The sequence below is a fragment of the Thermococcus piezophilus genome, assembly GCF_001647085.1.
Taxonomy (GTDB): Archaea; Methanobacteriota_B; Thermococci; order Thermococcales; family Thermococcaceae; genus Thermococcus; species Thermococcus piezophilus.
Map to the genome: position 1 here is coordinate 1,466,396 of NZ_CP015520.1, position 12,837 is coordinate 1,479,232.

Here is a 12,837-nt window from a genome sequence, read left to right on the forward strand (position 1 = left end):
TTTCCCTTCTTACTTGACGCTTAAAAATCCTCGAAGAAATGTGTTCTAGGGATGATGACCATTTCCCTCACTCTGACGAGTGATGAGGAGCCGATGCTCTGACCTATCTTCTTTTCCTTTTGTAGCCCTTCCTCCGGCCCTCTATCGTTCCGGAGATGAGAAGGATAAGGGGCAGGTAGTTGGAGACCTTTTCGAGTTCTTCGTTTCTGTATCCGAGATAACTCATGAGGAAGAAGCTTCCCCATAATAGTCTCTGGAGAAGCCACGATATTCTGTCGAAGCTCCACTTTCCATTAAATTTCTCGTCTATGATTTTATTGAAAACTACCTCAAGGCCCTTTCACTTTCCTACTTCATACTCGTAGGCGAGCGTGGGCTTTTCTATCCACTTGAACTCCTTATCCGTCAGGTAGGACCATCTGCTAACTCCGTTGCTTAACTTGATTACATATATTTTCTTGGACTCTTTGAGGAGTCTCCTCGTGTTTTCTAGCAGGGTGAAGTCATTAGGATTCACGAGCAGGAGGTAGCTTTCCAAATCTTCCTCAAATCTCTTTGCGCGGACGCTTATTGGTTCGTCCGTCAGTTTGTAGAGGTAGTAGATGATGAACTTTCCCATGTTCTCACGAGAAGAGGTAAGAAAAGGGAGTTAAAAGCTTAACTGAGCTCCTGAATCTTCTTCTTGACCAGAGTGCTGACGAGCTTTCCGTCAGCCCTGCCGCGGAGCTTTGCCATGGCTCTGCCCATCAGCATTCCCATCGCGCCTATACCCTTGGCCTTGATTACCTCGATGTTCTGCTGGACTATCTCGTCAATAATCCTCTCGACCTCTTCCTCGCTGAGCAGCGTTAGGCCCTTCTCTTCAGCCACTTGTTTTGCAGTCTTCTCCGGATTGAGGGCGAGCTCTTTGAATATATCCTCAAATGCTTCTTTAGCTATCTTTCCAGCGAGGTAAAGCTCGAAGGCCTCCTTTATGTGCTCGTCGGTGATGTTCTCTATTGGGGCCTCCTTCTTGAGGCCCTTCAGAACGACAACAAGCGTCGAAGCTGCCAAAGAGGGCTTGACGCCCATCTCTATGAGCTCCTCGAAGAGCTCGTCGCGCTCGTCGTTTACCAGGGTCTCAGCTAAGCTCTTGTCTATCTTGTACTCCTTTACGTAGCGCTCAACCCTCTCCTGTGGGAGCTCTGGGAGGTTGGCGAGTATCTCCTCCTTCATCTCCTTCGTTATGAGTATCGGCGGGATGTCCGTCTCGGGGTACATCCTTGCCTTTCCTGGAAGCGGGCGCATGTACTGGGTGTTCCCGTCTGGCAGAGCCCTTCTCGTTTCCTCGGGAACTCCTTCTATAGCCTCCCTCGCACGCTGAATTACTTCTCTGAGGGCGTTCTTTGCGGTCTCCTCTTCGGCAGCAACGAGGACAAACGCGTCCTCCTCGCCGAGTCCAAGTTTTTCGATAACTGCATTAACTTCTAATTCTGTAATTCCATAATTCGGCAATTCGTCGATGTGGAAGATGCCCCTGACGTACTTCTTGGCCCTGTCGGCCATCTCCGTTCCGAGCCTTCTGCCGGGCTGTATCTCCTTCCCGATGAGCCCACGGAACCTGGGAAGCTTTATCGCCAGAACCTTTCCGCCAGTCTTAATCGTCCTCGCGATTATCTTTGACGGGGTGTTTTCGAATATTTCCATGACGTCGTAGAACTCCTCCTTTATGTCCTCCGGCCTAACCCCGCGCTTCCTCAGCTCGTCCCTTATCTCCAAAAGCCTGAGCTGCCTTTCGATTTCCCTCTCGATAATGAGTGGTATCATATCAAGCTCTTGGACACCTTTGATCTCGACCCTCGCTCCACCCTTGATGGAGATGTTGAGGTCCTGCCTTATCGTTCCCAGCCCGCGCTTGACCTTCCTGGTTGCCCTCAGCGCGTCGCCTATGAACTTGGCTACAACCTTGGCCTGCTCTGGGTGGTGGATGTCTGGCGTCGTTGAAATCTCGACGAGGGGGATTCCAAGCCTATCGAGGCGGTAGATTACCTCCTTCTCCCTCCTCTCAACTATCCTGCACGCGTCCTCCTCAAGGCAGACGGTTGGGATGCCGACCGTTCCCCACGGCGTTTCCACCTTTCCGTTCATAGCTATTATCGCTGTCCTCTGGAAGCCTGAGACGTTGGAGCCGTCTATGACGATTTTACGCATGAAGTGGACCTCGTCAACAGGGGTGGCGTTGAGGAGGTAGCCTATCTGGAGCGCTACGCGAAGGGCCTCTTCGTCCGGCATGTGCGGCGGCTCTTCGTCTATGTAAACGAGGTCAGCGAGCTCGTAACTGCCCTCATAGATGTATGTTCTTCCCTTCTTGAACTCCTCTAGAGCAGCTAGATCAATCTCGCCGAGCTCGCTTATGGTTGGCCTTAGCCTTCTCTGGAAGGCGAACTCCACCTCGTCGCTCAGCTCGCTCGGAACGGGTGAGAATAGTTTCTTGGTGTCGAGCTGCCTGTGAATCTCAAGACCCACCTTAAGCCCAAGCTTTTCGTAATCGTACGCCATTATTATCACCTCAGGAACGTGTCAAACCTCGTATAGGGGGTTATCTCGCCCGCGTAGCTGGTTAGCATCATCTCCCTGACTTCCTTTGGATCGTTGGTGTGGCCGAGAACCCACATGAGCTTAACGTAAGCCGTCTCTGGAAGCATGTCCTCACACTGGATGACTCCAGCTTTGAGGAGCCTCCTTCCCGTGGAGTAGACGTTGAGGTTCACCCTTCCATAGAGGCACTGGCTTGTCATGCAAACGGTGACACCTTCCTCCGTGGCGCGCTGGATGGAATCAATGACGTAGGTTGGCACGTGGCCGAGGCCTGTTCCCTCTATTACGATGCCCCTGTAGCCTTTATCAACAAAGAAGTCTATTATCTCCGTTGCCATTCCAGGAAATGCTTTGACGAGGGCCACTTTCTCCTCCATCTTGTCATCTACCCATACCTCGCTCTCGGTTTTCCTCCTGTAGTCCTTCCGGAGGAACTCGATTTTTCCATCGGCCATTATTTTGGCTATTGGGATGTCATTTATGCTCCTGAACGCATCTCTCCTGCTGGTGTGCATCTTCCTGACCTTCGTTCCGCGGTGGACGAGGCAGTAGCTGTCAGAAGTCTCGCCGTGCATGACCACGGCCACCTCGCCGAAGTCCTCGGTGGCCATTCTGACCGAGCAGATGAGGTTCATGGCAGCGTCGCTGCTCGGCCTGTCGCTGCTCCTTTGAGCACCTACGAGAATAACGGGCTTTCCAAGGTCGCGGAGCATGAAGCTCAACGCCGAGGCGGTGTAGGCCATCGTATCTGTTCCATGGGCGATGACCACTCCATCTTCGCCGTTGTTCAGCATTCTTGCGACCTCGTGAGCTATCTTAATCCAGTACTTGGGCTTCATGTCCTCGCTGAGTATGTTCATGAGAAGCTTTGGCGTGATGTTGGCTACTTCGAAGATTTCCGGAACCGCCTTTGCGAGCTCCTCTGCTGTAAAAGCCGGGTGAACTGCACCAGTCTTGTAGTCTATCCTGCTCGCTATGGTTCCTCCCGTTCCGAGAATGGCAACGTTCGGCAGGTCTGGCTTTTTGGGAAACACTTCCTCGAACTGGATTTTCTCTTTGGGCTTGGCCTTCTCAATTATTTCGACGGAGACTATCTGGTCAACGAGAATTCCGATGTTGTAGCCGTTGTCGAGCTTGAGCGTAAGTGTCTCGCCGCTGGAGAGTTCGTAGGGACTCATCACCATGCCCTCATAGACGCTCTCGTTCCCGTTTTCCTTTTCAATTATTTTAACGTAATCCCCAACGGTGAGGCCTTTTTCGTTCATGAACCGCTCTACTTTGCGCATAACTACTCCCTCCGCCCTATACTGGTGGGTGGCTAATATAAACCTTCGGGCTGAACGTATGACAAAAATCGTGGAAAAACACTGCAAAAATCTATCATTATGGCAAACATTTTGGGGCTATTTTAAACCTCGGCTCCTCTATCCACTCGGACTTGCAGCGCGGACAGCGCGATGGAATGTTTATCTCTGGCCTGAAAACGAAGCCGCACTTCCTGCACTCGGCGGGCTTTATGAGGAGAATCTTCCCCTCGCGCTTGAGGACCTTTTGGATGGCTTTGAGGTCTTCGAGGATTAATTTCTTCGCCCCCCTTCCTCGGAGCTCCAAAGCCACGGCTAACTCACTCGGTGAGTAGTCCCGCTCATCCAAAAGTTTTATTATCCGTTGCCTGCGAGTCATCATTACGAGATGCTTTGAAACAGGAGATATAAAGCTTAGGGTGGGAGCATGATAGTCAACAAGGCCGAAGAGGTTCTCGAGAATCACAGTCTCTGCAACCACTGCCTTGGCAGGCTCTTCGCCAAGCTCGGAAAGGGCACCAACGAGGAGCGTGGAGAGGCAATAAGGTTCGTTCTCAACATGGAACGCTCCGAGAAAGAACTAGAACCCGTCGAAAAGCCTGAGAGATGTGAGCTTTGTAACCACGTTTTCGAGAGGCTTGACCAGTTCGTTGAGCTGTGCTTTAAAGCATCCGAAGGGATTGAGTTCTCAACCTTCTGGGTCGGCTCGAGGTTTCCCGATGAGGTGCTTGAGAAGGAAAGGCGAATCTGGGAGGAGTTTGGTATAGAAACAGCCGAGCCGATAAAGGTCGAGTTCAACCGTGAGCTCGGAAAGGCCCTCGGAAAAAGACTGAGAAAGGAAACTGAGAGAGACAACCCCGATGTGGTCTTCATCGTGGAGCCCTTTTCTGGGAAAGTGGAGCTTCAGATAAACCCGCTCTACGTTTATGGCCGCTACAGAAAGCTCGTCAGGAGAATCCCCCAGACGCCCCTGCCGGGCTTCGAGGACAGCGTTGCGTCGCTGATATGCAGGCCTTTCTCAAAGGTAACTGGGGGGAAGTGCGTCTTTAAGGGTGCAGGGAGGGAGGACGTTGACGTCAGAACCCTCGGCAACGGCAGGCCCTTCATCCTTGAGATAAAGAACCCCAAAGTGAGGAGCGTTGACCTCAACGTTCTCACAGAGGAAATAAACGGGAGCGGAAAGGTTGAAGTGCTTAACCTTCGCTTCGTTACTCCTAAGGAGGCTGAGAAAGTTCTCACCAAGAACCACCGAAAGGAATATCTCGCGCTCGTTCTCGTTGAGGACGGCGTAACCCCCGAGGAAGCCGAGGAAGTCGTGAGAAAGCTTAGAGGACTTGAGATACTCCAGAGGACGCCGCGGCGCGTGAGGAAGGCGCGGGCCGACAAGGTCAGGGTGAAGAGGGTTCACGATGCCGAGGCTGGATGGATAGACGAAAGGCACTTTGAACTGAGGCTCATAACTGACGGCGGTCTCTACATCAAGGAGTTAATCTCCGGGGATAAGGGAAGGACGAAACCGTCCGTGAGCGAGCTGCTCGGAAAGCCCGCTTGGTGCGAGAGGCTTGATGTGTTGAACATCCTCGATGACTGAAAACTTTATAAACGCTTTTCGCTGATTGGGTAACGAAGCCATAACAGGCTTAGTCTATATGCCGAAAAGATTTGGAGAATTCGAAAAGTGGAGATAAACCTCTCCATGTCCGTTGCAGGATGAGTAAAAATTAGTGAGGTGATTGGTATGGTTCAGAAGGCCCACAGCTTTAGGAGGAAGACCAGAGGCAAGCTCAGCAAGAAGCCGAGGAGGAGGGGACTTCCCCCGCTCACCAGGTTCCTTCAGGAGTTTGAGGTCGGGCAGAGGGTTCACATCGTCATAGAGCCAAGCTACCACAAGGGAATGCCCGACCCAAGGTTCCACGGTAGAACTGGAACTGTCGTCGGCAAGCGCGGCGATGCTTACGTCGTCCAGATTGGGGACGGCAGCAAAATAAAGACATTCTTCATCCACCCGGTCCACTTGAGGGCTCAGAAGGGATGAGCATGATAGGCAGGAAGAAGCTCGAGGAGCGCTATCTTACGATAGCCGAAACGAAGGAGTTCCTCGAGAGGCGCAAGGCTGAGGGCATCGGGGAGAAACCTGAGGAGCCGATGTTTTACGAGGCTAGGGTTAGCCTCGAGCATGCCGAGCGCTTCACCAGGCTCAATCCAGAACAGGCAGTTGAGCTCAAAGAGAAGCTCATGGAGCTCTTCGACTGGCTCGACGAGAGGTTGGCAGCTAAGCTCGTCGACCTGATGCCGGAGGACTACTTCGACATCCGTGTCATCTTTGCCAAGGAAGAGTACTTGCCAACGAAGGAAGAGGCTGAGGAGATAATAAAGCTCCTCGACGACTACAGGGAGTGACTCCCTTCTTTCCCTTTTCTCGACAAAGTATAAAAACTCCAAGTGGGTATAATTTCTGGGGGAGAGAAAATGGATCGCTACAGAAGGCATTCTTATAGGGAGAGCCTCGAGAAAAAGAGGCGGAATGTTGAATATGAAGAGTACGCATACGTGCTGGACTATCTGCCGGAGGGATACACCGATTTGAAGACCGGGAGGAGAACCGGAAGACCTGTAGCCCAGGTAATAGGTGAAAAAGCCTTCACGCTTCTTGAGGTGGCCCCGAAAGAGGATCTGATGCTGTACGAGAGAGTGTTCATAGGCAAGGGCCAGAGGGACAAAATTCTCATGATAAATAAGAAGATCCATTACGATGATCTCACCGCCACGGCCAAGGCCGAGCTTCCCTACGTCGTTGAGGAGATAGTCAAAAACAACGAGGAGCGCTTTGTTCAGTTCTTCAACCTCGCTCCACCGATAACCAACAGGCTCCACAGTCTTGAGCTCCTGCCGGGCATAGGGAAGAAGCACATGTGGGAGATTATAGAGGAGCGCAAGAAAGAGCCCTTCAGGAGCTTTGAGGATCTCAGGCATAGGGTCAAGGGGCTCCCTGATCCAGCGAAGATGATAGCCAAGCGCATCGTTGACGAACTGGAAGGCAAGGACAGATATCGCCTCTTCGTTGGCTCGAGGAGGATATTCAGGGTATGAGGGAGCGCATCTTTTCTCTTATTTCTAAATATGGGTTACGGGCAAATTCTAATCTCGGTCAGAACTTCCTCATAGTTGATGATATAATTGAACGGAACGTTGAGAGAGCGGAACTGGGCGAAAGAGACACGGTTCTTGAGATTGGGCCCGGTTTGGGAGTCCTCACGGATGCACTGAGCAAGAAAGCTGGAAAGGTCTACGCAATAGAGAAAGACTCTCTTCTTGTGGGGATACTAAAAAAGGAGTATGCCTGGCCCAACGTTGAGATAATAGAAGGAGATGCCTTAAAGGTGGACTTTCCTGTGTTCAATAAAATAGTGTCCAACCTTCCCTATCAGATATCCTCGCCCGTAACCTTCAAATTTCTCAGGTATGAGTTCGACAGGGCAGTTCTGATATACCAGCTCGAATTTGCCCAGAGGATGGTGGCGAAGCCTGGAGATGGAAACTACTCCCGCTTATCATTGATGGTTCGAGCAAAGGCCCATGCTGAGCTCGTCGAGAGAATAGGTAGGGGTGCTTTCTATCCACGACCAAAGGTGGACTCTGCCGTCATAATCCTGGAACCTAAGCCTAAAGACGAAAGGATAGAGCTCGACGAGAACCTCGTTAAGGCCCTCTTCCACCATAGGAGAAAAAAGGTCAGTCGGGCATTGAAGGATTCACATCACATGCTTGGCCTTGGTAAGGCGGAGCTCAAGGCCATAAAGAGGCTAATAGCCTCGGTTCCACATGCAGAGAAGAGGGTCTTCCAGCTTTCTCCGGAAGAGGTTAAGGAAATAGAGGACTACCTACGGGCCAATCATATCATCGGGTAAGTGGAAGCAAAGAACTGGTGGCGGAATTATCTTATTCCTTCTCCAGTTCATCCCCGAAGAGTGCCTCATAGATCTTCCTGAGCCTCTCGTAGTGTCCATTCTCAATGTCAGCCAGCCCTACGAGAGTTGCCTTTGTTTTTTCGTCGGTAGCGTGATCTGCCAGGTAACTGTAGACATCGCGCGCAAGCCTTTCGGTGCCCATCATGTACTCGATGATGTCCCCTAGGTTTCCCTTAAACACCATCTCCCTGAGGCGATCCCCGGGTAACTCCACCTCCAGAGGAGGGATGTCTACCTGAACGACATTTTCCCCGGGAAACATTGTGTGGTATAGCCTTAGCAATATCTCAGCGTGCCCCAAACTGTCCCTGTAGAGTTCAAAGAAAAGCTTTGGAACCCGTTCATCCCACATAATCTCTTTGCTCATCGTGTAGAGTCTGTGGTACATCTCGGCCTCCTTTACCTCTTGGTTTATCCAGTATGAGATAAGTTCCTTATGGTTGAGCTGGGAAAGTGTCTGGATGATTTTTTCAAATTGAGCTTTTTTATTAGTTTTGTAACGGGAGGTAGTCATTTGAGTGGTCATGTTTATCCCAATTCTGTGCTACGGCGTCGAACCGTTTATACTTTTCGGTATCGATTGATTTTTAAGAGGCCCAGTTGATTCATCCAACATGATAGTTGCCATCATCGACGGTTACACAGACGAACCTGCCGGGCTGGGTGTTCCGCCTTATCTTGGCATATATCCAAGGTATGCCTACGGGGCAATTAAAAAGGCTAGAAATGATGCTGAAGTATTCTACCTAACCATAGATGACCTCAGAGCTACGTTCATCGGGGAAAACGGCATAGCAACCAAGAACAAAACTCCAAACTTCCAGAAGACTAGGCAAATCCTTGAAAAGGCTCAAGTTATGATATACCTCGGTGGCTTGCACACTCCTGGCAAATATCTTTCGGCAGTTCCATCCCGGGTTGAGGAAGTTGCAAAGTTTCTGAAGCCTTTCCAAGGGGTTAAAATCCTCGGTGGGCCTGCGTTCATGGGCTCCGCCCATCAAGGTGGGACGAAGATAACCTCGCGAGAACTGATGTTGGCCCAGGAGGTTTTTGACCACATCGTTTACGGTGACCTGGAAGCGTTCCTCCATGATTTTTTTAGAGACCCGAGAGAAGCTGACCTATTCAGGTTCAGAACCTATGACGAGCTTCGGGATTACGCGCTCCTTGGGGCTGAAGTTGTCAAACAGTTTCCTGACTTTCCGGATTTTGTAATAGTGGAAATCGAAACGCAGCGCGGCTGTCCAAAGGCTATGGGCATTGGGGGATGCTCCTTCTGCACGGAACCCGTTAGGTACAAAACCGTTGAGGACAGGCCAGTTAATGATATAGTAAAAGAAGTCGAGATTCTCTACAACTTTGGGGTAAGACACTTCCGCGTCGGCAGGCAGAGCTGTATCTTCTCCTATATGGCGAAACCGAACGGCCGCGTTCCCATACCAAACCCCGAGGCGGTAGAGAAGCTCTTCCGCGGAATCCGCTCGGTCGCTCCTGACCTGAAAACCCTCCATGTGGACAACGCCAACCCAGCTGTAATAGCCAACTATCCAGAAGAGAGCACGCGTATAGCGAAGGCCCTTGTTGAATACGGCACTCCGGGGAACGTTGTGGCCTTTGGGCTGGAGAACGCAGATCCCAGGGTGGCCAAGCTCAACAACCTGAACGCCACTCCCGAGGAAACCTATGAAGCTGTAAAGCTGCTCAACGAAATCGGTGGGAAGAGAGGATACAATGGGATGCCCTGGCTCCTGCCGGGTATAAATGTTATCTTCGGCCTTCCAGGAGAGACAAAGAAGAGCTACGAGCTGACGTTCCAATTCCTAAAGAGGCTTCTCGACGACGGTTTGATGGTTAGGAGGATAAACATCCGACAGGTGGTTGTCTTCCCCGGGACTCCGCTATGGCACATGAGAAACAAAGTCAAGACAGAGAAGCACAAGAAGCTCATCCAGCACTACAAGTATAAAATCCGTCATGAGATAGACCTGCCTATGCTGAAGCGGGTTGTGCCCGTTGGAACGGTTCTCAGGGACGTTAGGGCTGAGGTTTATGATAACGGCCTTACCTACGGCAGGCAGATAGGGAGCTATCCCCTTATAGTCGGCATTCCAAAGGAGGTTGAGCTGAACCGCTTCTACGATGTGATGATAGTCGGACACGGCTTCAGGAGTATAACGGGAATTCCAGTACCGATAAACGTCAACACTGAGAGTCCCAAGGTTCTTCAGCAGATTCCAGGGATAGGGAAAAAGAAGGTTGTGAAACTTCTTTCAATGAGACCATTCAGAAGTAAGGATGAATTCTTTGAAGTGGTTGGAAAAGAAGAGAGAAACCTCCTGGATGATTTGATCACCCTGTAGTATTCCCTTCCCCGCTTAGCCATGTGAACCCTATCAGCTTTTCTATCAGCGTGATTTCTGCCCTGAGGGTGTCGTCGGTCACTCCCTCTATCACAAGCACACCTCTGCGTGGGGCAAAGATTCGGTTCTCCTTTGCGCCCTCAGCCGGTCCAATGATGAGTATCACCAGGTGGTCTGGGTTTCCGATCTTACCACGGCCAATATCGAACTTGGTCATGAACGTTAGGTAGACCTTTCTGTACCTTAGCCAGGTCTGGTTGTAGGCGTACTGCTTGGCGGTGGTGTTGTCATAGCCCATCTCTAAGCCCTTAATATAGTAGTTTATTGTGAAGATGTTGGACACTACCCCAGATATCTCAGAGACTGTGAGTGTTCTGTATCTGCAGTCCCCGACATACATCTGGGGGTTATCTTTACAGTTCTCTACGGAGGGGTCGCCGATAACTATCGTGAAGTACTCATAAAAGCTTCTAATCGTCAGATTCAGGTCAACTTCTGGACTGCCTGTAATGTAACTGTCCACTGTGATGTTGTATATCCTCGAACCCGTAGGTGGCCTGGTTCCTTCTTTGAGGAGCTTCCTGTACTGCTCCTCAGTGAGGACATAGAACTGGGCTGAGGGAGTGTATATCACGATGTACTGACTCGATGCCTTTGGTGGTCCTGGATTGAGGACGTTAGAAAACTCATGATATGCATACATGAAGTAGCTTATTGGAGCAACGATTATGAGGAGAACTATGAAAATGACTGCAAGCTTCTTTTGATTCAAGGTTAAAACCCCCAGAAGAGAGAATTAAAAGAGAAGGAAAGGCTTTCAGAGGCCAGCGAGGTACTGCATGAGGGCCTCGGCGGCAGCCTTGGTCTCTGTCCTGGTGGCACCGGCGACGATGACGACGTCGTAGCCTCCAAGGGCGTCCTGGATGTACTCGATGCCGCCTGTGCTGTTGTACCAGTCGACCTGGCTGATGCCCTCATCGACGAGGTACTGGGTGACACTGTTGGCAACCGGGCCGCCAACGAGGATGAGGTTGCTTCCTGGGTCCTCAAGGTTGACCTCGTAGTCCATGACGGTTATCGGGCTGGCGACTGGCTTGGGGATGATGTTGTCGGCGGTAGCGTGGATCTCGCTGACGACGTAGTCGGTGCCAAGGACGCTGTCGCCGACCTTGAGCTCCTTCTCGATGATGGTGCCCTCCTTCTCCTTGAGGCAGATGTAGGCGTAAGCAACGACGAGGGTATCGTCCTTGTCGCCATCGCCGTTGATGTCGTAGTCAACGTCCGCCTCATTCTTGGTCTTCATCTCAAATTTGTACACGAGGTTGTAGGTGCCGAAGATGTCAACCGGGTTGCCCTCGAGGGTGTCGAGGTTGGTAAGGGTTATGTTGGTGATGTAGGTGCCGTCGGTCTTTATGGTCATCTCCCAGTTCTTGCCATCGTAGGTGATGGTGCGACCGCTGGTGTAAGTATCGACGCCAACCTGGGCTGCGATGCTGGCTATAAGGTGACCGTCGATACCGACGAAAGTGTCCTTGAGGGTAAGCACCACCCTACCATCGCCGAAGATGTTAACTGGGGTGTCTTTCTCGAGGATAATCTGGTCGCTCTCCTCGCCGGTGACGGCGTTCTTGACGACAACAAGAGCCCTCTGGTCGATGATGCTTATGTCGAGGACGGTAACAATCCAGTCAGTGCCCTCGATAGCCTGCGGCTGGCCGACCTGGTACCAGGAGGTACCCTTATCGAGACCGGCAGTGAAGGTGTCGTTTCCGACGCTGAGGACGTAGTAAGTCTCGCCGAAGACGGTGAAGGTGTCACCGGCAGCAACACCTGGGCTGTAGACGCCAACTTCGGTTCCACCGGCAGCAGCCATGTTCTCGGCGTCGCCGATGTACCAGTCAGTAACAGTTGCACTCTCAGCCGGGACGCCCCACTCTGGGTAAGCTGGCCTGACCTCAGTGGTGTGTGAGACGGTGTAGTTGTAGAGGACGTAGTCAACGAAGACGGTGACGTTGCCTGGAGTGACTATAAGGTCAGCGTCCTTGGGTGGCATGGTACCGTTCCACTCAGCGGGGTCCTTGGAGCTGAGCTGGACGTTCTTGAGGGTGATGTGCCAGTCGATAAGCTGCTCGTCGCCGATCTTGTCCTTGTCGGCAATGGTGGTAGGGACCATGAAGTTGCCCACCCAGTCAGTGTAGTTACCAGTGTAGGCGCTGCCATTGTACCAGTAGTCTCCCGGAAGCTCGTCGTAGCTGGTGGCCCAACCAGTGAGGTTCGTAAGGTTGTGGTCGTTGGTCATGGTAGTGTAGTTGTAGGCGTAGATCAGCTCTGAGAGGACAGTCTCTGGTGGGTACTCAGCCTTGATCTTGACGTAGTCGCCCTGGACGTCAACCTGCTCGGTGGTGTAGAGCAGGCTTCCAAGGGCAACGGCTATGTCAGCGGCACTGGCAACGTCCATTGCAGCAGCGTTACTTCCAACGACGATTTTAACGTTCGGGGTTCCATCGGCGTTAACGAAGAAGTCCTTCGGTATGTTCGGGACGGTCGGCTGGGCGCTGGCGAAGCCGACGGTTGCTCCAACCATTGCGGCACCAAGTGCAAGGGCCGCGATTTTCTTCACTTTCATTT

General features: G+C 51.7%; 14 protein-coding genes. 6 read left to right on the top strand and 8 right to left on the bottom strand.

Annotation, left to right across the window (positions count from 1 at the left end):
• Positions 1-103: 103 nt before the first annotated feature.
• The 5 genes from A7C91_RS12195 to A7C91_RS08030 form a co-directional block, all read right to left on the bottom strand.
• Positions 104-226: a hypothetical protein gene (locus tag A7C91_RS12195; protein WP_267886222.1), complete on the bottom strand. Its 123-nt coding sequence runs from the start codon at positions 224-226 to the stop codon at positions 104-106.
• A gap of 114 nt (positions 227-340) precedes the next feature.
• Positions 341-619: a hypothetical protein gene (locus A7C91_RS08015; protein WP_068666458.1), complete on the bottom strand. Its 279-nt coding sequence runs from the start codon at positions 617-619 to the stop codon at positions 341-343.
• A gap of 38 nt (positions 620-657) precedes the next feature.
• Positions 658-2,538, bottom strand: a complete 1,881-nt coding sequence (gene gatE / locus A7C91_RS08020) for a Glu-tRNA(Gln) amidotransferase subunit GatE (RefSeq protein ID WP_068666460.1) — start codon at positions 2,536-2,538, stop codon at positions 658-660.
• A 5-nt stretch (positions 2,539-2,543) separates the two neighbouring features.
• Entirely contained in the window at positions 2,544-3,863 is a 1,320-nt protein-coding gene (gene gatD / locus A7C91_RS08025) for a Glu-tRNA(Gln) amidotransferase subunit GatD (protein WP_068666462.1), read from the bottom strand.
• A 97-nt stretch (positions 3,864-3,960) separates the two neighbouring features.
• On the bottom strand, positions 3,961-4,263 hold the full coding sequence (locus A7C91_RS08030; RefSeq protein ID WP_068667432.1) for a transcriptional regulator: 303 nt from the start codon (positions 4,261-4,263) through the stop codon (positions 3,961-3,963).
• 45 nt (positions 4,264-4,308) lie between these two features.
• Between A7C91_RS08030 and A7C91_RS08035 the strand changes: the two genes are divergently transcribed.
• From A7C91_RS08035 to rsmA, 5 genes are all read left to right on the top strand, one after another.
• A complete protein-coding gene (locus A7C91_RS08035; protein WP_068666464.1) occupies positions 4,309-5,472 on the top strand; it encodes a tRNA pseudouridine(54/55) synthase Pus10 in 1,164 nt (387 codons plus the stop codon).
• 147 nt (positions 5,473-5,619) lie between these two features.
• Positions 5,620-5,916, top strand: a complete 297-nt coding sequence (locus A7C91_RS08040; RefSeq protein WP_068666466.1) for a 50S ribosomal protein L21e — start codon at positions 5,620-5,622, stop codon at positions 5,914-5,916.
• Between the two features lie 2 nt (positions 5,917-5,918).
• The gene (locus A7C91_RS08045; RefSeq protein ID WP_068666468.1) at positions 5,919-6,281 is read left to right on the top strand and encodes an RNA polymerase Rpb4 family protein; all 363 of its coding nucleotides are present in this window, start codon (positions 5,919-5,921) and stop codon (positions 6,279-6,281) included.
• A gap of 69 nt (positions 6,282-6,350) precedes the next feature.
• Positions 6,351-6,971: a DUF655 domain-containing protein gene (locus tag A7C91_RS08050; RefSeq protein ID WP_068666470.1), complete on the top strand. Its 621-nt coding sequence runs from the start codon at positions 6,351-6,353 to the stop codon at positions 6,969-6,971.
• Positions 6,968-7,789, top strand: a complete 822-nt coding sequence (gene rsmA, locus A7C91_RS08055) for a 16S rRNA (adenine(1518)-N(6)/adenine(1519)-N(6))-dimethyltransferase RsmA (RefSeq protein WP_068666472.1) — start codon at positions 6,968-6,970, stop codon at positions 7,787-7,789. The genes A7C91_RS08050 and rsmA overlap by 4 nt, the downstream gene beginning before the upstream one ends.
• 31 nt (positions 7,790-7,820) lie before the next feature.
• Here the strand turns inward: rsmA and A7C91_RS08060 are convergent, their stop codons facing one another.
• Entirely contained in the window at positions 7,821-8,237 is a 417-nt protein-coding gene (locus tag A7C91_RS08060; protein ID WP_234394342.1) for a ferritin-like domain-containing protein, read from the bottom strand.
• 226 nt (positions 8,238-8,463) lie between these two features.
• Between A7C91_RS08060 and A7C91_RS08065 the strand changes: the two genes are divergently transcribed.
• A complete protein-coding gene (locus tag A7C91_RS08065; protein ID WP_068666474.1) occupies positions 8,464-10,209 on the top strand; it encodes a radical SAM protein in 1,746 nt (581 codons plus the stop codon).
• Here A7C91_RS08065 and A7C91_RS08070 read toward each other — a convergent pair.
• Positions 10,199-10,981: a hypothetical protein gene (locus A7C91_RS08070; RefSeq protein WP_068666476.1), complete on the bottom strand. Its 783-nt coding sequence runs from the start codon at positions 10,979-10,981 to the stop codon at positions 10,199-10,201. The two genes, A7C91_RS08065 and A7C91_RS08070, sit on opposite strands and share 11 nt — an antisense overlap.
• Positions 10,982-11,026: 45 nt before the next feature.
• Complete coding sequence (locus A7C91_RS08075) at positions 11,027-12,835, bottom strand: S-layer protein (RefSeq protein WP_068666478.1); 1,809 nt, start codon at positions 12,833-12,835, stop codon at positions 11,027-11,029.
• Between the last annotated feature and the right edge of the window lie 2 nt (positions 12,836-12,837).